The sequence below is a fragment of the Sphingobium sp. 15-1 genome (assembly GCF_013375535.1).
GTDB lineage: Bacteria > Pseudomonadota > Alphaproteobacteria > Sphingomonadales > Sphingomonadaceae > Sphingobium > Sphingobium aromaticivastans.
On the sequence record NZ_JABXJG010000002.1, the window covers coordinates 1,301,561 to 1,326,042 of the forward strand.

Annotated in this window: 23 protein-coding genes; 4 read left to right on the forward strand and 19 right to left on the reverse strand. The window is 61.8% G+C overall.

Going from position 1 to position 24,482, the window contains the following annotated elements; genetic code table 11:
• Nucleotides 1–7: 7 nt before the first annotated feature.
• The 5 genes from HUK72_RS21885 to HUK72_RS21905 are packed head-to-tail and all read right to left on the reverse strand — an operon-like array spanning nucleotide 8 to nucleotide 5,280.
• Nucleotides 8–1,048, reverse strand: a complete 1,041-nt coding sequence (locus HUK72_RS21885; protein ID WP_176598651.1) for a phosphotransferase family protein — start codon at nucleotides 1,046–1,048, stop codon at nucleotides 8–10.
• Complete coding sequence (locus tag HUK72_RS21890; protein ID WP_176598652.1) at nucleotides 1,045–1,965, reverse strand: crotonase/enoyl-CoA hydratase family protein; 921 nt, start codon at nucleotides 1,963–1,965, stop codon at nucleotides 1,045–1,047. The genes HUK72_RS21885 and HUK72_RS21890 overlap by 4 nt, the downstream gene beginning before the upstream one ends.
• A 47-nt stretch (nucleotides 1,966–2,012) precedes the next feature.
• A complete protein-coding gene (locus tag HUK72_RS21895; RefSeq protein WP_176598653.1) occupies nucleotides 2,013–2,792 on the reverse strand; it encodes a crotonase/enoyl-CoA hydratase family protein in 780 nt (259 codons plus the stop codon).
• 2 nt (nucleotides 2,793–2,794) lie between these two features.
• Nucleotides 2,795–3,970, reverse strand: coding sequence for an acyl-CoA dehydrogenase family protein (locus tag HUK72_RS21900; protein ID WP_176590587.1), 1,176 nt, complete (start codon nucleotides 3,968–3,970; stop codon nucleotides 2,795–2,797).
• Nucleotides 3,971–4,011: 41 nt separating this feature from the next.
• Nucleotides 4,012–5,280, reverse strand: a complete 1,269-nt coding sequence (locus HUK72_RS21905) for an acetyl-CoA C-acetyltransferase (RefSeq protein ID WP_176590588.1) — start codon at nucleotides 5,278–5,280, stop codon at nucleotides 4,012–4,014.
• Between the two features lie 284 nt (nucleotides 5,281–5,564).
• Here HUK72_RS21905 and HUK72_RS21910 point away from each other — a divergent pair, with 284 nt between their 5' ends.
• From HUK72_RS21910 to HUK72_RS21920, 3 genes are all read left to right on the forward strand, one after another.
• Nucleotides 5,565–6,569 (forward strand): NADPH:quinone oxidoreductase family protein, encoded by a 1,005-nt coding sequence (locus tag HUK72_RS21910; protein ID WP_176590589.1) that lies wholly within the window; start codon nucleotides 5,565–5,567, stop codon nucleotides 6,567–6,569.
• A gap of 78 nt (nucleotides 6,570–6,647) precedes the next feature.
• Nucleotides 6,648–7,814, forward strand: a complete 1,167-nt coding sequence (locus HUK72_RS21915; RefSeq protein WP_255325908.1) for an acyl-CoA dehydrogenase family protein — start codon at nucleotides 6,648–6,650, stop codon at nucleotides 7,812–7,814.
• Nucleotides 7,815–7,825: 11 nt separating this feature from the next.
• Entirely contained in the window at nucleotides 7,826–8,929 is a 1,104-nt protein-coding gene (locus HUK72_RS21920; RefSeq protein WP_176590591.1) for an acyl-CoA dehydrogenase family protein, read from the forward strand.
• Between the two features lie 72 nt (nucleotides 8,930–9,001).
• On the opposite strand, the gene HUK72_RS21925 is transcribed toward HUK72_RS21920, so the two are convergent.
• From HUK72_RS21925 to HUK72_RS21935, 3 genes are read right to left on the reverse strand one after another with little or no spacing between them, the layout of a single operon-like run.
• Nucleotides 9,002–9,784 (reverse strand): enoyl-CoA hydratase-related protein, encoded by a 783-nt coding sequence (locus tag HUK72_RS21925; RefSeq protein ID WP_176590592.1) that lies wholly within the window; start codon nucleotides 9,782–9,784, stop codon nucleotides 9,002–9,004.
• A 13-nt stretch (nucleotides 9,785–9,797) separates the two neighbouring features.
• On the reverse strand, nucleotides 9,798–10,466 hold the full coding sequence (locus HUK72_RS21930) for a 2-hydroxychromene-2-carboxylate isomerase (protein WP_176598654.1): 669 nt from the start codon (nucleotides 10,464–10,466) through the stop codon (nucleotides 9,798–9,800).
• Nucleotides 10,463–11,287: a glutathione S-transferase N-terminal domain-containing protein gene (locus HUK72_RS21935; RefSeq protein ID WP_255325909.1), complete on the reverse strand. Its 825-nt coding sequence runs from the start codon at nucleotides 11,285–11,287 to the stop codon at nucleotides 10,463–10,465. The genes HUK72_RS21930 and HUK72_RS21935 overlap by 4 nt, the downstream gene beginning before the upstream one ends.
• A gap of 133 nt (nucleotides 11,288–11,420) precedes the next feature.
• Between HUK72_RS21935 and HUK72_RS21940 the strand changes: the two genes are divergently transcribed.
• Nucleotides 11,421–12,254 (forward strand): IclR family transcriptional regulator, encoded by an 834-nt coding sequence (locus HUK72_RS21940; RefSeq protein WP_176598655.1) that lies wholly within the window; start codon nucleotides 11,421–11,423, stop codon nucleotides 12,252–12,254.
• Nucleotides 12,255–12,305: 51 nt separating this feature from the next.
• Here the strand turns inward: HUK72_RS21940 and HUK72_RS21945 are convergent, their stop codons facing one another.
• From HUK72_RS21945 to HUK72_RS21995, 11 genes are all read right to left on the reverse strand, one after another.
• Nucleotides 12,306–13,454 carry an acyl-CoA dehydrogenase family protein gene (locus tag HUK72_RS21945; protein WP_176590596.1) on the reverse strand — a complete coding sequence of 383 codons (1,149 nt, stop codon included), beginning with the start codon at nucleotides 13,452–13,454 and terminating at the stop codon, nucleotides 12,306–12,308.
• A gap of 2 nt (nucleotides 13,455–13,456) precedes the next feature.
• On the reverse strand, nucleotides 13,457–14,581 hold the full coding sequence (locus HUK72_RS21950) for an acyl-CoA dehydrogenase family protein (RefSeq protein ID WP_176598656.1): 1,125 nt from the start codon (nucleotides 14,579–14,581) through the stop codon (nucleotides 13,457–13,459).
• A 132-nt stretch (nucleotides 14,582–14,713) separates the two neighbouring features.
• Complete coding sequence (locus HUK72_RS21955) at nucleotides 14,714–15,493, reverse strand: SDR family NAD(P)-dependent oxidoreductase (RefSeq protein WP_176598657.1); 780 nt, start codon at nucleotides 15,491–15,493, stop codon at nucleotides 14,714–14,716.
• A gap of 25 nt (nucleotides 15,494–15,518) precedes the next feature.
• Entirely contained in the window at nucleotides 15,519–16,688 is a 1,170-nt protein-coding gene (locus HUK72_RS21960) for an acetyl-CoA C-acetyltransferase (RefSeq protein ID WP_176598658.1), read from the reverse strand.
• A 38-nt stretch (nucleotides 16,689–16,726) separates the two neighbouring features.
• Complete coding sequence (locus HUK72_RS21965) at nucleotides 16,727–17,722, reverse strand: trans-acting enoyl reductase family protein (RefSeq protein ID WP_176590600.1); 996 nt, start codon at nucleotides 17,720–17,722, stop codon at nucleotides 16,727–16,729.
• A gap of 162 nt (nucleotides 17,723–17,884) precedes the next feature.
• On the reverse strand, nucleotides 17,885–19,225 hold the full coding sequence (locus HUK72_RS21970; RefSeq protein WP_176590601.1) for an LLM class flavin-dependent oxidoreductase: 1,341 nt from the start codon (nucleotides 19,223–19,225) through the stop codon (nucleotides 17,885–17,887).
• Nucleotides 19,203–19,787, reverse strand: a complete 585-nt coding sequence (locus HUK72_RS21975; RefSeq protein ID WP_176598659.1) for an Lrp/AsnC family transcriptional regulator — start codon at nucleotides 19,785–19,787, stop codon at nucleotides 19,203–19,205. Before HUK72_RS21975 ends, HUK72_RS21970 begins: the two co-directional genes overlap by 23 nt.
• Entirely contained in the window at nucleotides 19,784–20,422 is a 639-nt protein-coding gene (locus HUK72_RS21980) for an Lrp/AsnC family transcriptional regulator (RefSeq protein ID WP_176598660.1), read from the reverse strand. The genes HUK72_RS21975 and HUK72_RS21980 overlap by 4 nt, the downstream gene beginning before the upstream one ends.
• 191 nt (nucleotides 20,423–20,613) lie before the next feature.
• On the reverse strand, nucleotides 20,614–22,293 hold the full coding sequence (locus HUK72_RS21985) for a fatty acid--CoA ligase (protein WP_255325910.1): 1,680 nt from the start codon (nucleotides 22,291–22,293) through the stop codon (nucleotides 20,614–20,616).
• A 40-nt stretch (nucleotides 22,294–22,333) separates the two neighbouring features.
• On the reverse strand, nucleotides 22,334–23,995 hold the full coding sequence (locus tag HUK72_RS21990; RefSeq protein WP_176598661.1) for a GMC family oxidoreductase: 1,662 nt from the start codon (nucleotides 23,993–23,995) through the stop codon (nucleotides 22,334–22,336).
• Between the two features lie 107 nt (nucleotides 23,996–24,102).
• Complete coding sequence (locus tag HUK72_RS21995; RefSeq protein ID WP_176598662.1) at nucleotides 24,103–24,390, reverse strand: putative quinol monooxygenase; 288 nt, start codon at nucleotides 24,388–24,390, stop codon at nucleotides 24,103–24,105.
• Nucleotides 24,391–24,482 lie beyond the last annotated feature (92 nt).

Genomic DNA, 24,482 nt, shown 5'->3' on the forward strand with positions numbered 1-24,482 from the left:
CGAAGCGTCAACGCGTGGCAGTCGCCCGCCCCAGCGCCGCGAAGCTGGCCAGCGTGTCCTGAATGCCATGCGCGCTGGCCGAAGCGGCATTGCCGCGGCGGAATCGGCCCAGCACCCCATGTGCAATGGCCGCGAACCGAAACATGTTGACGACAAGATAGGGCGTCAGGTCGGGGATCGCGGGACGACCCGTGGCGGCGCAATAGGCTTCCACATACTCCTCCTCGCGCATCAGGCCCATCGCCGCGAGGTCCTGCCCGGCAAGCCCCCAATGCACGGTCGGCGGCGCGCGGAACATCATGACGTGATTGGCGAGGTCCACCAGCGGATCGCCAAGCGTGGACAGTTCCCAGTCCAGAACGGCGCTGATGCGTGGTTCCACCGGGTCGAAGATCATATTGTCGCACCGATAGTCGCCATGGACGATTCGGGCCGGGCCGCCTTCGGGGATATTGTCGTGCAGCCAGTCGGCCAGATAATCCATGTCGACCAGACGCCCGGTTTCGGGATCGGCTCTGTATTGTTTTGACCAGAGCGCGACCTGCCGCTCGAAATAGCCGGTCGGGCGGCCATAGTCACCCAGCCCCACTGTTTCGGGATCGATCAGGTGCAGGCGCGCCAGCGTGTCGTTCATGGCCAGCATGTGATTGGCGCGGGCGGATCGACCGACATCGCGGAACATTCCGTCCCAGAAGATGCGGCCTTCCACCAGGTCCATCACATAGAACCAGCTGCCGATGACGGCGTCGTCGGTGCAAAGGGCGCGGACAGTGGGCACCGGGAAGTCGATGGCGCCCAATGCGCGCATCACTCGCGCCTCGCGATCCACGGCATGCGCGCCCTTGAGCAATGCTCCGGCTGGTTTCCGGCGCATGACGTAGCGGGCGGACGGCGTTTCCAGCCGGAAGGTCGGGTTGGATTGGCCGCCTGCAAATTGCGTGACGGTCAAAGGGCCCTGAAATTCCGGAACATGCGCGCCGAGCCAATGCGCCAGCGCCGCCTCGTCGAAACGGGCATTGCCGCGCACAGGGACGACGGGCGTGTTCATGACGGATCGTTGCCGGACTGTTCGGGGCTTTCGAGCGCGAAAGGCGGATCACGCCACCATGGATAGAAATCCGGCATGTCGCTCGACACCCGCATCGGGAAGTCGGCCGGCCGCTTTTCCATGAAGGATGCGACGCCCTCCCGCGCATTCGCGCTCTGGCTGAGATAGAGGGTCGCCCGGCTGTCTATCCGATGCGCCTCCATGGGATGCGCCATGCCCAGCCCGCGCCAGAGCATCTGGCGTGTGAGCGAGACAGAGACCGCCGCCGTGTTGTCGGCAATTTCGCGCGCGATCTTGCGCGCGGCGTCGAGCAGCTGCTCATCCGGGTGGATGCTCTGCACGAGGCCGCCTTCGAGCGCCTCCTGCGGGCCGAATATGCGGCCGCTATAGCACCATTGCAGCGCGCGGGAGATGCCGACTACGCGGGGGAGGAACCAGGAGGAGGCAGCCTCCGGCACGATGCCGCGCCGCGCGAAGACAAAGCCGAACCGCGCGCTCTCGCTCGCCAGGCGGATGTCCATGGGCAGGGTCATGGTGGACCCGATGCCGACAGCAGCGCCGTTGATGGCGGCGATGATCGGCTTTTGCAGGGCGAAGATGCGCAGGGTCAGCCGGCCGCCGCCGTCGCGCGCCGCCTCGCTGTCATAGTTGAAACTGCCATCGGCATGCCGCGCTTCACTCTTGCCGGAGGCCATGAAGCCATCAGCCCCTCCGGACAGGTCGGCGCCCGCGCAAAAAGCCTTGCCCGCGCCAGTGACGATCACCGCCCGCACGGCGTCGTCGGCATCGATCCGGTCGAACACCTCGATCATTTCCGACATCATCTGGCCGGTAAAGGCATTCATCCTGTCGGGCCGAGACAAGGTGATGATGGCGATGCCATCGGCGAGCGCATAACCTATCGTTTCGAACTGCATATCCTCTCCCATCGCTTCCCGGCGCCGTGACCGCGCGGCCCGGCCGTTCAGTCTTCGAATATCGGCATGCGCCCCGCCATTCCCGCCGCGACCGCCTCGCGATGGTGCGCACCCTCCAGCAACGCGATCTGTTCCGTTGTTTCCCGGCGCAGGACCCTTGCCGGATCGGAGCCAGTGCCAGGGGCTAGCAGCCGCTTGGCGGCGCGAACGGCGCTGGGGCTCATGCCTGCAATCTGCCCGGCCAGCGCCAGGGCGGCGTCGAGCGGATCGATCTCGCGGCGGGTGCAGATACCCAAACGCACGGCTTCATCGCCGTCGAATTCGCGCGCGCTGAACAGAAGCTCGGCAAGCCGGTCCCGTCCCGACATGGCCGGCAGCAGCAGCATGCCCGCCATGTCGGGCACCAGACCCCATTGTAGTTCCCTGATCGACAGTCGCGCCGCAGGCGCGACGAGGCGGATATCCGCACCCAGGGCGAGTTGCAGGCCGCCGCCAAAGGCGACCCCATGGATCGCGGCGATCACCGGCACGGGCAATCGGCGCCATTGCAGTACTGCTCGCTGGGGAAGGTTGGCGCCGTTGTCGTCGCGATCCTCCAGTCCCAATGATGTGGGACCGGCCTGTAATGCTTCAAGGTCGATCCCTGCGCAAAAGCCGCATCCTTCGCCGGACAGGACCACCGCCCGACAATCCGTGCGCCCTTCCAGTGCCTGGGCTGCGGCCACCAGTTCCTCAAGCAGCGGCGCCGTGATGGCATTCAGCCGGTCGGGGCGGTTCAGCGTCACATGCGCGACATGTCCGTCCCAGCGAGTGCGCACCAAAGTCACGGTCAGCCCTCCAGGCTGCGCGCGATCAACAGCTTCATGACTTCGCTGGTGCCGCCATAGATGCGCTTGACCCTAACATCCTTGTACATTTGAGCGATGGGATATTCGTTCATATATCCATAGCCGCCGAACATCTGCTGACAGGTGTCGACAATCTGCTGCGCGCGTTCCGACACCCAATATTTGGCCATGCTCGCGGTCGTCGCGTCCAAAGTGCCGTTCATATAGCGCGTGATGCAATCATCGACGAACGTCCTGGCGATCACGGCCTCGGTCTTGCACTCCGCCAGCTTGAACTGCGTGTTCTGGAAATCCAGCAGGCGCTGTCCGAAGGCCTTGCGCTCGCGCACATAATCCAGCGTGACAGAAAGGGCGGCTTCTATCGTCGCCAGGCTTTCAATGGCGATGATGAGCCGTTCCTTGGACAATTGCTGCATCAGCATGCGCATGCCCTTGCCTTCGCCGTCCGCGCCGCCGATCAGGTTGTCGGCCGGCACATGGACATCGTCGAAGAAGAGTTCGGACGTGTCGCCCATCTCCACGCCCACCTTGTCCAGATTGCGGCCGCGCCGGAAGCCCTCTGCATCGCGGGCTTCCACGACGAAGAGGGAGATCGCCTTGCCGCCGTCTTCCCGATCCGTTTTCGCGGCGACGATGATCAGGTCGGCATGCTGGCCATTGGTGATGAACGTCTTTTGGCCCGAAATCCGATATCCATTGCCGTCCTTTCGCGCTGTGGTGCGAATGCCCTGAAGATCGGACCCGGTGCCGGGCTCGGTCATGGCGATCGCGGCGATATATTCGCCCGACGCCAGTTTTGGCAGCCATCTGCGCTTCTGTTCCTCTGTGCCGTAGGTCGCGATATAGGGCGCGCAGATCGCATTGTGGAGCGGGATGCCGAAACCGTCCGCGCCGGCCCCCGTCATGCGGCGGATCAACACCGCCTCATGTCGGAAGTCGCCGCCAGCGCCCCCATAGCTGGCGTCGATGGAAATGCCGACTAAACCGGCCTGCGCGGCTTCGGACCATGCAGCGCGCGGCACGATGCCGTCCTCGCGCCATTGCGCCAGCCGTTCGGGCGCAAGCTTGTCTTCGACATAACGGCGTACGCTATCGTCGAACATGACGATTTCATCGTCCATCCAGGCTGCGGGTTCGGTGAATAAATCGGTCGGCATCGTCTTTTCCGCTATCCAGGCCTTGTTCGCCAGGGCGTTCCTCAGTCGACAAAATCTTCCACGCACTCGATGATGATCGCCGGGGCCATGCCGCCAGCCGCGCACATGGTGGCAAGGCCGTAGCGACCACCGGTGCGTTCCAACTCGTCGACCAGCGTCCCGATCAGGATCGCGCCCGTCGCTCCGATGGGATGGCCCAGCGCTATCGAGCCGCCATTGACATTGACCTTGGCGCGATCGAGGTCGAGGTCCCTGATGAACTTCTCGGCCACGATGGCGAACGCCTCATTGATTTCCCAAAGGGCGATATCGTCTTTCGTCAGTCCGGCCTTGGCGAGAACCTTCTTGGCGGCGGGGACCGGTGCGTTCAGCATCAGCGTGGGGTCATCCCCCATGTTCGCCGTCGCCACTACGCGGGCCCGAGGCTTCAGCCCGTTTTTGCGCGCATAGTCCTTCGAGGCGAGCAGGACGGCCGCCGCGCCGTCGACGACGCCCGAACTATTGCCCGCATGGTGGAAATTCTTCACTTCCACATCCGGATAGCGGCGATTGATCTGGGAGCGGAAGGTGTCGCCCTTTTCGTTGAAGGCATAGTCGATCAGCCCCTCAAAGGCGGGCTTCAGCTGCCCCAGCCCCTCGGCCGTCGTCTCGGGCCGCGGATATTCCTCCTTGTCCAATACGACATTGCCCGCGTCGTCCAGCACCGCCACGACAGACTTGTCGAACCGGCCTTCGGCGATGGCTTGCGCGGCGCGGCGCTGGCTTTCCGCTCCAAATGCGTCGAGCGCCTCGCGGCCGATGCCTTCGATGCTGGCGATGGCGTCGGCGCAAATGCCCTGATGCGATTGGGGATGGCGTGCGTCGAGACGCTCGTTATAGGAACCCATCAGCGTCATGGGCAGGCCGGCGGCGACCTCTTCCTTTTCGCGGGCGCCCGTGAAGCTCATCATCTCCGTGCCGCCGGCGATGACGCAATCTTCCATCCCGCTCATGATCTGGGCGGAAGCAAGGGCGACAGTGCTGATCCCGCCGCCGCAGAAACGGTCTAGCGTCATGCCCGAAGCCGATACGTCATAGCCCGCGTCCAGCGCGGCCATGCGGCCCAGATCGCCGCCCTGCTTGCCCTTCTGCGAGGAAGTGGACCAGATGATGTCATCGACCGTGCTGGTGTCCAGTCCGTTCCGTTCGGCAATCGCCTTGAGACAGGTGGCCGCCAGATGCTGCGGATGCAAATTGGCCAGCGCGCCCTTGCCAACCTTGCCGATCCCTCGCGGGGTGCGAACCGCGTCGATGATATATGCGTCAGTCATATCCGCTTCTCCATATCATGGGGCGCAGGCGCGGCATCCCATCGTCGCGTCAGGCCATTTGCAACAGAAGGCTCAGATGCTTCGTTCGCCGGCAACGCTAAAGAAACCGCGTCGGCATTCCGGAGCCTGTCGATACCAGCCTGTGGCAAGTGTTTGCGGCGTTGGATAGCCCTCCATGTATCGATCACCAGTATAATATCTTTCCCGACATCTTCACCTGGGGCCTTCTTCGCGAAACGTTACGCAGCGACACCCAGCCCAAAAATGGAGAGGAATCGGCAGGTATGAAGGCATTGGTTAGCAACTTGCCCGGCGGACCGGACACGCTTGAGATCGTCGATCTACCGGAGCCGTCGGTGGGACCGGGCGAATTGCGCGTGCGGGTGGTCGCCTGCGGCATCAATTATCCCGACGTCCTTGTCATCGAGGATAAATATCAGGCTCGGCCCACCCGGCCCTTTTCCCCCGGCGCGGAGTTTTCCGGCATTGTGGATGCTGTGGGCGAGGGCGTGGAAGGTTTCGCGCCAGGGGACCGAATCCTGGCGGCTGGCAGGTTCGGCGCTCTGGCCGAGCTTGTCGTCATCGACGCGGTGCGGTGCCATCATCTTCCCGACACGCTGTCGTTCGAGACCGGCGCGGCCATCCAGTTCACCTATGCGACATCCTATCATGCGCTCCAGGACCGGGCACGGCTTCAGCCGGGCGAGACGCTGTTCGTCATGGGCGCGGCCGGGGGCGTGGGGCTGACGGCGGTGGAGCTTGGCCGTATGATGGGCGCAACCGTGATCGCCGGAGTGTCCAGCGAGGAAAAGGCGCAGGCCGCGCGGGCGGCCGGGGCGCACGCGACATTGATATATCCGGCGGGTCCGCTCGACACCGAGGCGCAGCGCGCCTTCAGCAAGGCGATCCGGGAAACGGCGGGCGGCGACGTGGACGTCGTCTATGATCCGGTGGGCGGTAGCTTCGCCGAACCGGCGCTGCGCACGCTCGCCTGGGAAGGTCGCTATCTGGTAATCGGATTTCCTGCCGGGATTCCGAACATCCCGCTCAATCTGACACTGCTGAAGGGATGCCAGATCATCGGGGTCTTCGCAGGGGCCTACAGCGAACGCTTCCCGGATCGCTATCGGGCGATGGTCGATGAACTGATCGAAAAGGTCGCCAAAGGCGAATTGCGACCCGTGATTTCCAACGTGTTCCCGTTGGAGCAAGGAGGTGCGGCCATTGCCGAGCTTGCCGATCGGAAGGCGAAGGGCAAAGTGATCGTTCGCGTTGCAGCACAGCCATAGGATGTTCACGCGCAGGCGCAAGCGATGCCTTTCGTGTCGAATGGCCCGATGAAGCGACCTGTTTTGGAGAGGAAGAAATTGGACAAGAATCTTGATGATTTTCGCAGGGGCGCACGCGCCTGGCTGGAGGAAAACTGTCCGGCGTCGATGCGCGAGCCGGTGCGGGACGAACGCGATTTTTGCTGGGGTGGGCGCAACTGGCGCTTCTCCAGCCCGGATCAGGAAGTATGGCTCAGGCGGATGAGCGAAAGGGGCTGGACCGCGCCTGAATGGCCCAGCGCCTATGGCGGCGGCGGCCTGACGACGGCGCAGAGCAAGATCCTGCGCGAGGAGATGGCGCGGATCGGCGCACGATCGCCGCTTTTCTCCTTCGGCCTGTCGATGCTGGGGCCGGCCCTGCTGAAATATGGCACGGAAGATCAGAAACGGCGTTTCCTGCCGGAGATCGTGCGTGGAGAAATACGCTGGTGCCAGGGATATTCGGAACCGGGCGCTGGATCGGATCTGGCTTCGCTCAAGACGCAGGCGCGGCAGGAGGACGGGGCGTTCGTCGTCAATGGCCAGAAGGTCTGGACATCCTATGCCGACAAGGCCGACTGGATATTCTGTCTGGTCCGTACCGATCCTGATGCGCCCAAGCAGTTGGGCATCAGCTTCCTGCTGTTCGACATGACGATGCCGGGCGTATCCACGCGCCCCATCAAGCTGATTTCCGGACTGTCGCCATTTTGCGAGACGTTTTTCGACGATGTGCGGGTTCCGGGCGACCAACTCGTCGGGACGCTCAACCGGGGCTGGGACGTCGCCAAATATCTGTTGGCCCACGAGCGGGAAATGATTTCCAGTTCGTCTGTGCTCGGCAATATCCGGCCGGTCGGTCCGCAACTGGCGCCGCAACTGGCGCGCAATCCGGTGCGGCGTGCGCGCGCGGCGATGCTGGATGTCCGCATCCATGCCTATGCCGCCTGTTCGGAACTGTTTTCCGCCGAACTCAAGAGCGGCGCCGCCCATCCGGCCAAGCCGTCGCTGATGAAATATCTGGGGACCGAACTGAACAAGAGCCGTCAGGAGATGATCGTCTGGGCCGGGGGCATGGCCGCGCTGGAATGGGACAGCGTAGCATCCGATGGCGGCCATGCCGCGCGCCGATGGCTTCGGAGCAAAGGCAATTCCATCGAGGGCGGCACGAGCGAGATCCAGCTCAACATCGTGGCCAAACATATCCTCGCCCTGCCATCCAGCTAAGGAATTTTTGCATGTCATTACTTCTCAGCGAAGATCAGACTTTGCTGCGCGACAGTGCAGCGGGCTTTGTCGCGCAGCACTCCCCCGTTTCGAGGGTCCGTGCATTGCGAGACGATCTGGTTGGCTATGACAAGGCGCTCTGGAAGACGTTTGGCGACATGGGCTTTTCGGGTCTGCTGTTGCCGGTCGAGGCCGGTGGATCGGGTCTTGGCCATTCCGAGATCGCCATAATTCAGGAACAGATTGGCCGGAACCTTTGCGCATCGCCATTTCTGGCAACCGCTGTCGGCGGAGCGATGACCCTTGCCGCGGCGTCCGGCGCAGCGGCGGCCGGATGGCGCAGCGCGATTGCGGAGGGAAGCATCTGCATTGCGCTGGCGATCGATGAGGACGGTTCTGGCGATCCTGACGCCGTGCGGACCGTGGCGGTGAAATCGGGGGAAGGCGTGCGTCTTACCGGCCGCAAGACCGCTGTGATGTGGGGCGGCGATGCGGACCTTCTGCTGGTGCTCGCGCGGGATGGCGAGGGCGATCACCCGCGTTTCTACGCGGTCGATCCGGGTGCGAAAGGCGTCACCATCGGCAAGGCGCGCCTTGCCGATGGCGGCATGGCGGCGCATATCGACTTCGATACCGTCGACCTGTCCGGCGACGCCCGGATCGACGGCCAGCCGCCTGCGCAAGATATTCTTGACGCCTGCGCGCTGGCGGCTGCGGCGGAACTTTATGGGGTGGGCATGACGGCGTTCGAGATGACGCTGGGCTATCTGAAGGAACGCAAGCAGTTCGGCGCGACCATTGGCAGTTTCCAGGCCCTTCAGCACCGGGCGGCCCATCTGCACGGTGAACTGGAACTGGCGCGCGCGGCGCTACGCCGGGCGCAGTTACTGTTCGATGAGGGCGCGGAAATTGGCGTCGCAGCCAGCGTCGCCAAGGCGATGGCGGGTCTTGCGGCCGATCTTGCGGTTCGCGAAGGCGTGCAGATGCATGGCGGTATCGGCATGACCGACGAACATGACATGGGCTTGTTCATGAAACGCGCGCGCATCCTCAACACGCAGTTCGGCGATCCCGATTACCACGCCAATCGTTGCGCGCTGCTGAGCGGTTACTAGCGCGGTTTCGATTCAGTCGATGCGGCGGCCTGGAAGAGCGGCTGCCGCACCGTCGTGAAAAGCCCTGCCTCCTTATCGTCCGCTGAAGCGCGCCGGCCGTTTTTCCATGAAAGCATTGACGCCTTCGGAAAAGTCGTCGGTCTCGCCGGCGATCTTCTGAATACACCTTTCTTCCAGCAGGGCGGCTTCATAGTCGTCGTCGACGGCCTTCCATCCGAGCTTCCGGATATAGCCAAGCGAACGGGGGCCTTCCGCCAGCCTTTTCGCGAGCGAGATCGCTTCGGTCATCAGCACGTCCGGCGTGACGACGCGATTGACGAGACCCCAGGACAAGGCCTGCGCCGCACCGATCTTTTCGCCCAGAAGCATCATCTCCATCGCGCGCGTCCGGCCGATGGTGCGCATCAGAAGGTGGCTCGACCCGCCATCGGGCACCAGCCCGATTCTCGAAAATGCCTGAAGGAAATAGGCATCTTCGCTGGCGACGATCAGGTCGGCGGAAAGGGCGAACGCGCATCCGACACCCGCCGCGGGGCCATTGACCGCCGCAATCCACGGAATGTCGATGTCCCGCAGGCGCAGCAGCAGCGGATTGATGTGCGTTTCAAGGATAAGACCGGCATCGATCTTTTCTCCCGGCTTCACGCTGAGCGCGCTGCCAAGGCCCGCGCCGGAGCAGAAGGCCCGGCCTTCGCCCGTCAGGACGATGGCGCGCGCTTCCTTTTCCAGCCGATTGAAGGCCTGACCCAGGGTGGTGATGATATCGCCGGTAACGGCATTGAGCGTCGAGGGATCATTGAAACTGATGACGCCGACGCCATCGCGAATGTTCACGAGGATCTTGCTGTCGGACACATTATTCTCCTGTTTATTTGGCTTCGTTAAGCTGGTCGGCGCCGGCCCAGCACCAGAATGGGGCGTATCGAGCTTGTGGCGATCGTGCGCGTTCAAGATGGAATGTCAGGTTGCGAATTCTGTCGACGCCGAAGAACATCGCCTTCCCTAGGAAGAATGTCGGCGAGCCGAAGGCGCCGCGGGCAATCGCCTCGTCGGTGAGCGCGCGCAGTTCTTGCTTGACCCGTTCCTCGCCAAGCATGTCGCGAAAGGCCAGCGGGTCCATGCCGACGTCGGAGGCAAGATCGCCCAGAACCGCCGGGTCGGCAATGTCGCGCCAGTCGCGATGATAGGCTTCGAAGAGCTTGCGCGCATAGGGGATGAGCAGATTCTGGCGTGCCGCGACAATGCAGCTGCGCATCGCCTGAACCGAATTGACGGGATGGAAGGGCGGCGGAAAGCGGAACTCGATTCCGGTCATGTCCTGCCATTGTCGCAGATCTGCGCGTCCCCAGGTGACCTTGGCCGGCACATTTTCCCGAACATGATAGACGCTGGGATTGACGGCGTTGAATATTCCACCGGCAAGAACCGGCTTGTAATCGATTTGAACGCGATAATGCCGCGACACGGCCTCGATGGTTTCGAAAGCCAGATAGGTCCAGGGGCTGGCACAGTCGAAATAGAAGTCGATGTTGGTCATACCGGTCGCCTTGACGCTTCGATCAGTTTTTGGCGCGCGGCCTGGGCTTCAACGCTGTTGACACTGGCTATGCCGGCGCCAGCGGCGAGTCCGCGCTGCACGGCCTCGCGCTGGCGCACGAGCGCGAACCAACGGGCCACATGGGGGAAGCGATCCATTGGAATCTGTTGTTTCTTGTGGGTCATGATCCAGGGGAAACAGGCCATGTCGGCAATGGAATAGTCGCCGCAGATAAAGGGGCCAAGCCTTTCCAGCTGCGTGTCAAGAACGCCGTAAAGCCGGACGACCTCATTGAAGAAGCGTTCGGTGGCATAGGGCGCCGCGCCGGGCGCGTAGAGAAGGAAATGGCCATTCTGCCCGGCCATCGGACCAAGTCCGGCCATCTGCCACATCAGCCATTGCATCACCGCCGCGCGTTCGCTGACGCCAGTGGGGAGAAATCGCCCGATCTTGTCCGCGAGGTAGAACAGGATCGCGCCGCTTTCAAAAAGCGATATCGGATCGTCACCCTCGATCGGTGCATGGTCCACAATGGCCGGAATGCGTCCATTGGGATTGATCGACCGGAATGATGGGGAATCCTGGTCGCGCTCACCAAGGCGCATCGAAACGATATTATAGGGCAACTCCGCTTCTTCGAGAAAGATCGAGACCTTCCAGCCATTGGGCGTGGGGGCGTAATAAAGATCGATTGGATGCTCGCCTTGCCTGACAGGGCTTGGTCCGTTTCGCATGGGTCCTCTCTTGCGGATCGGTTTCCGGCGTCCAACTGAATGCCGTCTCTCGCTATTCTGTGTGATATTGAAGGTGCAGCTGCGCATGGTGGCTGTCCAGCGCGTGGAGGCTCTCGCCTATTGACAACGCATATGTGATGAATCTGGCATATGCATCATAAGTTCGATTGCGCGCATCGTACTGACGATGCAGGATGCGTGAAAATATAGGAGAGATGAGATGCTGGAGCAAAATGCGCTCGTTACAGCGTTGCCGGAAAGCCAGGTCGCCGGGGGCGCGACGGCGCTCTCGGACAAAGTCGTCAAATCCGCCGGTCGTGCGCTTCAGGTGCTGGAGTTGTTCGATATCCTGCAACGGCAGGCAAGCGTAACGGAAATCTCGCAGCTTTTGGGATATCCTCAGTCCAGCACATCCATGCTGCTTCGCAGCCTGGTCGAAATGGGCTATTTGCGATTTGACAGCAGCAACCGGAAATATATCACGTCCAGCCGAACCGCCATTCTCGGCAAATGGGCATCCAGCGAACTGGTCGGAGACGGCGGGCTGACCCGGTTGATGTCGCGCATCAACCAGCGGACCGGCCAGGCCGTCGTGCTCGCGATGCGCAATGGCCTGTATTCGCAATATGTTCATGTCATCCAGGCGACCGAGGCTGTCAGGCTGTTCGTCGTCCAGGGTTCCTTGCGCAAGCTGGTGCGATCCGGCACTGGCTATGTTCTTCTTGCCTCCCTGTCGGACCAGACCATCAAGGGTTTCGTGACGCGTTCCAATTCCGAACGCGCCGAAGGGGAGGAGCCGGTCGCCTATTCGGAATTGCTGGCGCGGATCGATGAGGTGCGCAAACGCGGCTATGCGATGACGAACAGCCTCGTGACGCCGGGCGCAGGCATGCTGGCGATGAAGCTGGGTAATCCCGAGCCGCTGGCCAATGATCTTCCCTATGTAATCGGCCTGGGTGCGGCCGAACATATTCTGCTTGAAAGGCGCGATGAGTTTCTTGCGATCATGCAGGAAGAGTTGAAGGCCGCAACGCATCGGTCCGACCTGCACTGAACTGGGAACTGTTGTGGCGGTGCGCCTTTCGACGCATCGCGCAACAAACGTTCAGCCGGGCAAATCCAGCCATTGCTTGGCAAGAATGTTGCGCTGAACCTCACTGGTGCCCCCGAAGATGCTGGCGGGCAGGGACATCATCAACATCTGCCGCACATCGATTGCGCCGTCGGCAGTTGCAATGACGCCATCCAGGGCGCGTTCATCGACCAGTTCAATGATCTGCGCGGTCAAATATTGTAACAACTCGGCCGCCGTGACCTTCAGGATCGAAAGATCGGCATCGACCGGGGCGCCGGAAATCATATTCGCGGTTGCAATGCGAAACAGACAAGTCAGTTCATGAATTCGCAGCGCGGCGTCGGCTTCGACATCATGATAATGCGGATCGTCTTGAAGCCCGAGCGTCGTTGCGAGGCGGCGAAGCGAGGCGAAGGCGAGGCGTGCCAGGGCAGGGCTTGCGACCGAAAGCCGCTCGAAGCCTAGCAGCGACTTGGCGATCGTCCAGCCCTTGCCTTCCTCGCCGACGCGATTGGCGACCGGAACGCGTACATCGTCGAAGAATAGTTCACAAAATTCGGCATAACCGACCAGCGTCTCGATAGGACGGATGCGGATGCCGGGGGTCGCCAGATCGATCAGCAGGAATGTGATGCCTTCCTGCTTCCGTCCCGCGTCGCTGGTGCGCACGAGCGCGAAACAATGGGTCGCGTGGTGCGCGATGGACGTCCATATCTTTTGCCCGTTGACGATATAATCGTCGCCGTCCCGGACCGCCCTGGTCCGCAGGCTCGCCAGATCGGAACCGGCATTGGGTTCGGAATAGCCCTGGCACCAGACATGTTCCGCGGAAAGAATGCGCGGCAGATAGAAATCCTGCTGTTCCTTCGTGCCATAGCGGATCAGCGTGGGCCCCAGCATGGTGACGCCCATGTCATAATATCGGGCAATCCGGTGACGTTCATATTCCTCGGCAAGGGCAATCTGTTGATCGACCGAAAGCCCCGCACCGCCAAATTCCTTGGGCCAGCCGGGCGCCGCGAGCCCCTGCGCATTCCGCAGCCGGTGCCAGGCCCGTGCCTCTTCCGCCACGATTCGGTCGAAAGGGCGGCGGATCGCCGGCGGACAACCCCGCTGAAGCCAGGCGCGTATTTCCTCGCGGAAAAGATCGTCAGGCAGCGCGGCCCAATCCCGTGCCATTTTCAGTCATCCTTTGTGAGTGCGAGGGTCGCAAAGCGGCGTCGCTGGTGGCGTTCGCCGCCAAGCCAAGGCGTCAGCCCGATCGCGGCGGTCAGGTAAAGGCCTGCATCCGCTTCCTGCGTGTAACCGATCGCGCCGAGTATCTGAATGGCCTTCCGGCTGACCAGAAATGCGGTGCCTGCACTGCTCGCCTTCGCCGCAGCGACCGCCGCGTCCGCCGAAGGCAGGTCGCGATCAAGCGCGCGCGTCGCATGATCGATGGTGGCGGTGGTCAGCCTGACCCGCATGGCAAGGTCGACCAGCTTGTGTTGCAGGGCCTGAAAACTGCCAATGACCCGGCCGAATTGCTCCCGGGTTCGGGCATAGTCGGTTGCGATCTCCAATATCTTCTCGCTCATGCCGGCAAGATAGGCCGACAGCAGCACCGTGCCTTCCGTTATCGCCTGATCGAGCGCCCTGTCCGCCGCTTCGCCGACGAGCAGCAGCGCATCGCCCGGGATCTCGACATCGACGAAGTCCAGCGACGCGAACCGTCCGCCTTCGCGATGGTCGTGCGGCGTGACGGTGATGCCCGCCGCACCGGCCTGCACGGCGACGATGGCTGTCGCACCGTCGCCGTGCAGGGCCGACACCAGCAATATGTCGCAAGTCGCGCCATGAGGGACATTGAGTTTCCGCCCGTTCAGGCGATAACCGTCTTGTGCGGACTCCAGCCGGGTGGTGGGAGGCGCAGGAGCGGTCTGGGCGATGCTTTCCTGCCAGGCCAGCGTGGCGAGGTGCTGGCCCGACATCAGGTCCGACAAGAGCGCATCACTCCCGCAAGAGGCCAGGATCGCGGAGGGCATGAAGGCGCAGGCGATCAGGGGCTCGGGCAAAAGCGCGCCGCCAAAAGCGCGCACCATCGAGGCGGTCGTCGTCAGGGACAGGCCAACGCCGCCGCTGCCTTCGGGTAAGCGCGCGGTCAGCCATCCCTCCTCGGCCATGTGCGTCCAGACCGCCCGGTCATAGCCGGTCGGGTCCTTCAGCAGCATCCTGACCCGTGCGGGCGAGTGCCGGGCTTCAATGAAGCCGGCTATCGCTCCGCCGATCATGGCCGCAATTTCGCTGTCCTGGTCTGTATCAGTCATGAAGGCGCTCTTCAGGGTCGGCGGCACCGGAGCGGCGATCCCATGCCATGGGATCGCCGCTCCGACTCATTTGCTTGACGCGATTTCCTGACCGGCGATCAATTCCGCCTGCCGAAATCGTCTTAAAGCAGGTCAGCGGGGGGCCATGCGGATGGCGCCATCCAACCGGACATCCTCACCGTTGAAATAGCTGTTCCGGCACATTTCCACCGCCAGGCTCGCATATTCCTCCGGTGCGCCGAGACGCTTGGGGAAGGGGACGCTTTCGCCCAGCGCGGCCCGCACCTTTTCGGGCGCCCTGGCGAGCAGGGGCGTGTCGAAGATGCCGGGCAGGATGGTGTTGACGCGAATGCCCTCCGACATCAGGTCGCGCGCGATGGGCAGCGTCATGCCGACGATTCCGGCCTTGGAGGCGGAATAGGCGACCTGACCCATCTGGCCATCCTCAGCGGCGACGGAGGCCGTGTTGATGATGACGCCGCGTTCGCCGCCGTCGAGCGGCGGCAGCGTCATCATCCCGGCTGCTGCGCGGGCGATGCAGCGGAAGGATCCGACCAGGTTGATCTGGAGGATCTGATTGAAATCTTCCGACCTGAAGATCTTGATCTCGCCCGTTTCACGATCCCGGCTCGCCGTCTTGCCGGCATTGCCGCGCCCGGCGCAGGCGATCAGGATGCGTTCCTGGCCGTGCGCGGCCCGGGCCTTGGCGAAGCCGGCATCGACGCTTTCATCGTCGGTGACGTCGACGCGGCAGAAGATGCCACCGATCCGCGCCGCAAGCTGTTCGCCCAGTTCCTCGTTCAGGTCAAAAATCGCGACCTTGACGCCTTGGGCGCTCAAGGCGGCTCCAGTTGCGGCTCCCAGCCCCGAAGCGCCCCCGGTGATGACCGCTGAACAACCCTTCAATTCCATGGATAACTCCTGTTCCTGATCTTGATCAAAGCGCTTCGACAATCGTCAGATTGGCCAGGCCGCCGCCTTCGCACATCGTTTGCAGGCCATATCGTTTACCACGGGCGCGTAGGGCGCAAACGAGCGTGCTCATCAACTTGGTCCCGGATGCGCCCAGCGGATGGCCGAGCGCGATGGCGCCGCCATTGACGTTCAGGCGGCCCGGATCGGCGCCGGTCGCCTTCAGCCAGGCGAGGGGGATCGGCGCAAAGGCTTCATTGACCTCGAATAGGTCGATGTCGTCGATTTTCAGGTCGGTCCGATCCAGCGCCTTGCGCGTCGCGCCGATGGGCGCTTCGAGCATGATGACGGGGTCTTCGCCGACCAGGGTCATATGATGGACGCGCGCCAGCGGTGTCAGGCCATGATCGCGGACCGCCCGCGCGCTGGCGATCATGACGCCCGAAGCACCGTCGCAAATCTGGCTGGATGTCGCGGGCGATACCATGCCGCCTTCCTCGATCAGCTTGACCGACCCAATGCTGTCGAGATTGGCGTCGAATCGGATCCCTTCATCGACAATATGTTCTTTGGTGGCGCCATCGACCTGAATCGTCACGGGCACGATTTCGCTGTCGAACCGGCGCTCATTGGTGGCCGCAATGGCCTTCAAGTGACTTTCATAGCCGAACCGGTCGAGGTCGTCGCGAGTGAAGCCATGCTTTCGCGCGATCATTTCCGCGCCCTTAAACTGGGAGAAGACGATGCCGGGATAGCGTTCCTCCATCCGGGGGCTCTTGGGTTTGCCGAACCCGTTTTCGGCGGGAAGCTTCACCGACAGGCTCATGGGCACGCGGGTCATCGATTCCACGCCTGCCGCGATGACGACGTCCATCTGGCCAGACATGACGGTAGCTGCGGCGAAATGCAGCGCCTGCTGTGACGATCCGCACTGGCGGTCGATGCTGACGCCCGGCACCGATTCCGGCAGGCGGGATGCGAGTACGGCGTTTCGGGCCACATTGGTCGATTGTTCGCCGACCTGACCCACGCATCCCATGATCACATCCTCGACGGCGGCCGGATCGATGCCGGAACGATCCACCAGCGCGTCGAGCACGGTCGCGGACAGATCGGCCGGATGATATCCGGACAGGGCGCCGCCCCGGCGGCCTCCCGCAGTACGGCCGACGCTGACGATATAGGCTTCAGTCATGAGAGATGCTTTCTTGGATCATTGCGGTGGATGAGGCGTCAGTTCAGGTCGATGATGCGCGCGTCGCCGATGCTGGTGGCAAGGCCGACGCCATAGGCCGAAGAGGGAGACTGCCAGCCGGGACGGAAATCCCCGGCCAAGACCCGTCGCGCCACCTCTACGCCCGATTGCTGCGTATAGGTATATCCCGATAGCGTATCGATCAGCGAACGCGCCACCTGGCCATCGGCGCCCGTGACTTCGATCTGCACCTTGGAGCGTCCGGCATCCCTTTCTTCCAGGGAAGGACCTTCGGGTAGGTCAGCCGGGTCGATATGATCTTGGATCGCGCCCAGTTCAAACTGGAAATATTCGGTAATGTTCGCGATGCCTGTGGACTTGTATCCGGTGATGAGATCGCCCATCGGCATGGGTATGCATGTTTCCGGGCCATCGCCGAAATCCACGGCGATCGGAGCGGGCGCTTCATGCAGTTTCACGATCTCGCCGTGGCGCCGCGCGAGCGGTCCCAGTTGGGCGATCTCGCCAGCGCTGATCGCCGAACCGCGCGAAACGCCGCCGAAATGCTTCAGGGCTATGCGCATGTGGACTGGCTGTTCGACGCGGCGCGACGTGTGCAGGCCCAGGCAATCGCTGGGAATGACATCCCACCCGACGCCGGGCATCAGCATCACGCCGGCGGCTTCCGCCCGGGCGGACATCGATTCGGCCAGGGCATAAACGCCGAATTCGCCGGTGATGTCGAGATAGTGGGTTTTGGTCGAAATGCAGCCGTCCAGCATCTGCAAAGCGGTCTTGCTGAAGGGACCCGCGGCGTGGATCACAACGTCGACATCGACCAGAGCCTGATGCACGGCCTCCCAACTATCGAGGGAAAAGTTGACGCCCTTCACCCCGAAGCGTTCGGCGGCGGCGTCGACTTTGCTCCGGTTTCTTCCGGCGACCACGAAGGGAATGCCCAGTTCCGCGCATCGCTCACTCAACAGATTGCCCGTATATCCGGTCGCGCCATAGATCATCAGTCGCGCTGACATCGCAGTCTTCCTTATGCGTTTTTGAGTCTGTGCCGGGCCATCAATCACTAACATCCGCCATGCGCAACCTTGGTCGCGCAGGCATCCCATATGTGTCGGATTGGTGGGGAGTGGACCAACCGGATGGAGCGCCGGGACGATGGCGCTCCATCCTTCGCGGCCTTAGCCTACGGCTCTGTCCTTCGGCCGATCTTGGGCATGGAGCGGGTTGGCTTCCGCATATTTGTCTGCGGCGCCGCCCTTTTCGAACAGGCTCTGGGAAGAAAGCGCCATCTGCTCTTCTTCGTTTTTCTGCTCGCCCTGCACCTCATAGAAGCGCTTGCCGAACGCCTTCGTGACCGGGATTTCATGGTCCGCCATCGGCGCTCGGGCCTGCTTGCGGGCAAGCGCAGCCTCGATATAGGGTGCGAGTTCGGCCTGTTTCTTCGCGTCACGCGCATCTGCCTCCGCCGCGAATTCCGGCATGACGTCCTGCGCGAAAAGTTCCATGCTTTCCGTGATATGCTCGTTGGAAAGGCGGCCGCTCTGTTGCAGGAAGATCACCTGATCGACGCCGATTTCCTGAAGCTTGCGGACATGATCCCGCAGGTCTTCGGGCGTGCCGATGCCATAGGTGTCGGCATCCTTCGGCAGTTTTTCCAGTTCTTCGTTGAAGCGGCCGGCAATGTCCGACCGGCCCGGCTTATGTTCGCCGAAGATATAATAATGACCGCTCGAAAAGCCAAAGAAGCGGAAATGGTCGAGCCCGCGCCGCACCGCTTCCTCGCGATCCTTGTGGATCGAGAAGGCGGAAACCAGCGCGATGTTCGCGTTGACGGTATGGCCGATCGGCACGCACTCCGTCCTGATCGTCTCATAATAGAGGTCGACCCACTTCTTGGCTTCCTCGTAACTGACGAAGGCGAAGGTCAGGGCGCCCATGCCCATCTTGGCCGCACGCACGATGGAATCCTTGTTCGAACAGGCGAGCCAAAGCGGCGGATGCGGCTTCTGAACGGGCTTCGGCACGACATTGCGTGCCGGCATCGAGAAGAATTCACCCTGATATCCCGGATAGGGGGTCATGGCCATCATGTTGGCCATTTCCGCCGTGCCCTCGCGCCAGGCTTCGCGCTTGTCGTCCGGCTTGATGTTGAACCCTTCCAGCTCGATCGCGGATGCCGATTCCCCGGTTCCCAGTTCCAGGCGGCCGTTGGAGATCAGATCGAGCGTCGCGCTGCGCTCTGCGACGCGGGCGGGATGGTTGTAGGCCGGCAGGGTCAGAACGACCGCGTGGCCCAGTCGAATGCGTTTGGTGTTGCGCGCAGCGGCGGCCAGGAAGACTTCGGGCGCCGAAGAATGCGCATATTCCTCCAGGAAATGATGTTCGTTCGCCCAAGCGTAGTCGAAGCCGAGACGGTCTGCCAGTTCAACCTGAGCCAGCGAGTTTTCGAACAGCTTTCGTTCGTCATCCTCGCTCCAGGGGCGAGGAAGTTGCTGCTCATAAATCAATCCGAACCGCATTTGCCTTCTCCATATCATTAATGTTTTCAATTTTTTCCATCACTGTGTCCTCACGCCATTTCACGAAGAAATCGCCGGGAAGATCCAGGGATTGGAAATCGTCAACTACCCCGGTGATCAAGGAACGATCCGGGTCGTATTTGTAGACTTTGCGAACACGATCAAATTCGTATCGCAAGATATCGGGATTATTCGCGAACCAGGATTCGATGAACAATTCAGCGAAGTCCTCGTCAGGCGCCGCCATGGCGATGAGCGCATTATATTCACCCGTCGTCTTCGAAATATAAGCGACAGGGGGTAGGACGCGCAGCCGCCTGGCCAGTGCCTCAAGTCTTGTCGGCCGTATCGCGGCCCGGATGAGATATGTCACCTCGATGCCCAGCATCGCGGCGTTCACCACGGCGCGAAAACGGATCACCCGCGCATCGAGCAGCCTTTTCACCCGTTGCCGGACGGCAGCCTCGGACAGGCCGACTTCCCGCGCAATCTCGCTATTGGATGCACGCCCGTTGCGACGCAGACAGGCGACGATGCGTTGGTTCAACCGATCGTCGATCATGACAATAGCCCGTAGGTCGTCGAATATTTATAGATGTCGCCCGCGATCTGGGCAGAAACGAAACAGATATGCGGACTGGACTCCTCCACCCGGCGCACGATTGCGTGGAAATCATCTACGTCGCGCGCAAAAAAGATCAGGGTCAGGACACCGGGCGTCACGGAACCGAACACGATATCAATCTCTGGTAACCGGCATATTGCCTCGGCAGCAGCATCTACTTCTTCGATGTCCGTTTCCACGCGCGCAAACGCCTGAATCTGAAACCCTTCAGCCCGGGCATCACGCTCGACAGTCAGTCGCAGGGTGTTTTCGGCCGTTAGCCTGTTGATTCGCGCTGCCACCGCAGACTCTGACAGTCCGACGCGTCGAGCAATGGCCGCGTTGGGAATGCGCGGCTCAGCCACCAATGTCTGAACGATCGCCTGATCGAGACTATCCAGCTTCACTTGGTCATCCTCTCGCGAACTGCGGCGCGCTTCTGTGGCATCCGCCAACGTTCTGATCATGATCATACGCCCAAAATCAGCGAAGGAACAGAAGATATCGTTGTAAAATACGCATGTAGGATTCGGAATCTGTTGTGAAAAAGCAACCGAATGACGGAAATCCGGGGATTTTTGGCTGTGGCGCATGGAGCAAGCGCTTTTCATCCATCACATATTTGATGCATGGGCGGGCAGGCCCGACGATGCGTCGAAAAGCACATTCCCAAGGCGCAGTCTGACGGTTGGCAGGATGACAAAGGCGACAGCGAATGGGGCGGAGAATGAAACATCATTCTCCGCCCCAAATTTCGACAGGCTTGGAAATATTATGGGTCAGTTCAGTTTATACGTCTTGCCGCACCTTCCCAATAGGGCTCCCTTATTTTCCGGCGCAGGATCTTGCCGGATGGGTTTTTGGGGATTTCATCGACGAAATCGACCGATCGGGGGCATTTGAATTTCGCGATTTTCTCACGCGCATAGGCAATGATGCCTTCGGCTGTCGGACTGCTGCCGGGACGCGCAACGACAACGGCTTTGACTGTCTCTCCCCATTTATCGTCCGGGATGCCGATCACGGCCACTTCGGCCACGTCGGGATGGCCGTAGACGGCGTTTTCAACCTCGGCCGGGTAGATATTTTCTCCTCCGGATACGATCATGTCCTTGATCCGGTCATGCAGGTACAGATAGCCGTCCGTGTCGAGATAGCCGGCGTCGCCAGTCCGCAGCCAGCCATTGCCGACGAACAGGTCGGCAGTGGCGTCCGGACGGTTCCAATAGCCCTGCGTCGCGAAGCTGCCGCGACAGACGATTTCACCAACCTCGTCAAACGGAAGGAATTGGCCGTCTTCGCCTATGATGGCGATTTCCGCGCCGGGCATGGGAATGCCAGCCGACCGCATCTTGCGATTGCCGGACGGATCATGGTCATTGGGCGGCAGATGGGTCACGCCGCCGGCGGTTTCCGTCAGGCCGTAGGACTGGATGAAGCCGCATCCAAAAGCGTCCATGCTTTCGCGCAGCAGGTCGAGCGGAATGGGCGAGGAGGAATAGAGAATGTAACGCAGGCGGGAAAAATCGACCTTCTTTATCCGTGGATCGCGAATGATGATCTGCATGGCCGATGGGACAAGGAAAATCTTGGAAACGACATGCTGTTCCATCTGGCTCAATATGGCGTCGGGCGAAAATTCGCGCGCGATCACATTTTTCGCGCCCGCATAAAGGCCGATGATGCCCCAGCCCGAACCGCCGATATGCCCCACTGGCGTCGCCACCAGGCAGACGTCATCCGCAGTCCAGTCGAACCATGGCCGTCCGGACAGGATCTGCGCGCGCCGGATGCCTAGGACATTTTCATGGGTGATGAGCACGCCCTTGGGAAAGCCGGTCGTTCCGGATGTGTAGAGTTGAAGGAAGACGTCATCCGGCCCGATGACCATGTCGGGATCGGAATCGTCTGCGGCATCGCGCCATGCCGGGAAGGCGGGATGCCCGCCATCGGCCCGTTCCATGGCTATGAGCTGGCGATCCCCCGTCGCCTCCAGCACTGTGGAGAGCGTTTCCGGCCCCGAAAACACCAGCAGCGATCCCGAATCCTCGATGATGAAGCGGATTTCCTCGCTGGCCAGGCGCCAGTTGATGGAAACCAGAACGACGCCGGCCTTGGCCGCCCCGAACATCAATTCGAAATAGAGGTCGCTGTTCTTGCCGACATAGGCGATGCGGTCCCCCTTGCCGAGGCCATGGGCCAGCAGGGCGTTCGCGACGCGGTTGGTGGAAAGGTCGAATTCCCCGTAGCTTTGCGTTCGCCCCTCGAACAGCAGCGCTTCCTTGTCACGCCGCTGTTTCGCATGATGCCGGGCAATGTCGGGCAATGTCCGCATGGCGGCGAGGTCGTGATGCAGATCAGGGGAAAGCGGTGGTTCGGCGGCGCCGCTATAGGCGGCATGATCCGGCAGATCGGCGGGCCTTGGTAGAAAATTCGTCGCCGCTTCGGCTGTGTCGGAATCCATCTTCATATTTCCTTGTCCTGCCATACGCCGCCCTGATCGATCATGCGGCCTGTATGCCGACGCCGGTCCGGCCAAGAATGATGTCGGCGGCCTTTTCCGCGATCATGACGACCGGCGCATTGGTATTGCCCGACACGAGTCGCGGCATGACGGACGCGTCGACGACACGAAGGCCATCGATACCCCGGACGCGCAATTGCGGATCGACCACGGCCAGATCGTCCCTTCCCATCTTGCAGGTTCCCACGGGATGAAAGATGGTCGTTCCGGCCGTTCGCGCATAATCCAGCAGTTGTTCATCGCTGGCTACCGCGGGGCCGGGCACGATTTCATGATCGATATGAGGGGCAAGCGCGGGCTGCTCCACGATCTTCCGGGTCCATTTCAGGCCAGCGACAGTCACGGCGCGATCCGTCTCGCTCGTCAGATAGTGGGGTTGGATGGACGGGTGCTGTGCCGGGTCCGACGATTTGAGGTGGATCGAGCCCCGGCTTTCGGGGCGAAGCTGGCAAACGCCGAATGTCAGGCCGGGCACCTTGTCCAGTGTCATGCGGCCTGTTTTGGCCATCGCTTCATAATCGGTTGAGGCGGGATGGATATGAAATTGCAGGTCCGGGCTGTCGAGGTCGGGGCTGGACTTGCAGAAGGCGGCGACATGGGATGGGACGTGGGACAGCAGGCCCCGCCGGGAAACCAGATACTTGCCCACTTCCCAGAAAAACCGGGCGCCATGCGCGGATCTGTTGAATGAATAAGTACTGTTTTTCAATCGATAGCGGGATGCAACCACGAAATGGTCCTGAAGATTTTCACCCACCCCGGGAAGGTCGGCGACAACCGAAATATCGAGCTCGCGCAACCGTGCCGCGTTTCCTACGCCCGACAGTTCGAGCAGTTGCGGGGAATTGATCGCGCCGCCGCACAGAATGACCTCCCGCCCGGCGTGGACGCGGTGCGTTACGTTCCCCTTGCGATAATCGATGCCTGTGGCGCGCTTGCCCTTGAAAACTATGCGGCTGGCCAGGGCCGACGTCACGACCTTCAGATTGGAGCGGCGCATTGCCGGGTGCAGATAGGCAACGGCGGTAGAGCAGCGGCGCCCCTTGCGCGTGGTCGCCTGATAGGGGCTGACGCCATGCTGGTCCCAGCCGTTGATGTCCGTGGAAATGGGCATGCCGGCCTGCACGCACGCCTCCATCACCGCGTCAGAGGTGGGATTGTCGGCGCGGATGTCGCTGACGGTCAGCGGCCCGCCCACGCCATGCAGATCGGACTCGCCCCGCTCCTGGTCCTGCGACCGGCGGAAATAGGGCAGCACGTCGGACCATCCCCATCCTTCGCATCCCAATTGGCGCCAGACATCGTAATCCTCGGCCTGCCCACGCACATAGAGCAATCCGTTGATGGAGGAGGACCCCCCCAGAACCTTGCCCCTGGGCCAGAAATGCGACCGGCCTTTCGTCTCTGGATCGGGTTCGGTCATGTACATCCAGTTCACGGCCGGATCGAGCATCGCCCGCGCAAAGCCTACCGGAATGTGGAGCATCAGTTTGTTGCGGAAGGTTGCGAGGTCCCGAAAAGGCCTGTCGTCGCCGCCTGCTTCGAGCAGAAGCACGGTCGACCGGCCGTCTGCCGACAGACGATCCGCAAGCACACAACCCGCCGAACCGGCGCCGACAATGATGTAATCGAAAGTTTCCATCTTTATATTCCTTCGCCCTGAAAGGATCGACTGCCAAAGGCCAAGTCAACGGAAAGTGTTGGTCGTGACACAGCCAGCAAGGATGTGATGCCTTGCCGTCATTGCGTTCATCCGTTGATGGCCTGAAACCAGCCTGCGGCCGGCGGCGTGTCGAGGCAGGCGACAAGGGCCTTGAGGGCATCGCGGGGCATTTGCGCGGATGCGGCTTCATGGGCGGCTCGATCGGCCCACCGTTCGATGAACAACACGGACCGGGGATCGTCGATATCGCCCATGGCCTCTGCGCCGGCGCATCCCGGCAGGTCGCGCACGACGTCCACCAACCGCTTCAGCACGTCACGTACCTCCACCTCCCGTCCATCAGCAACGGTCATGCGATAGACCCGCAAGATCATGTCCGCCTCTCCTTTTCAGCTTCTATCGGCGGGTTCCGACCCACTCCGATTGTTATATGTTTTCGATCTTCCGGGACCGGCCGTTTCAGCCC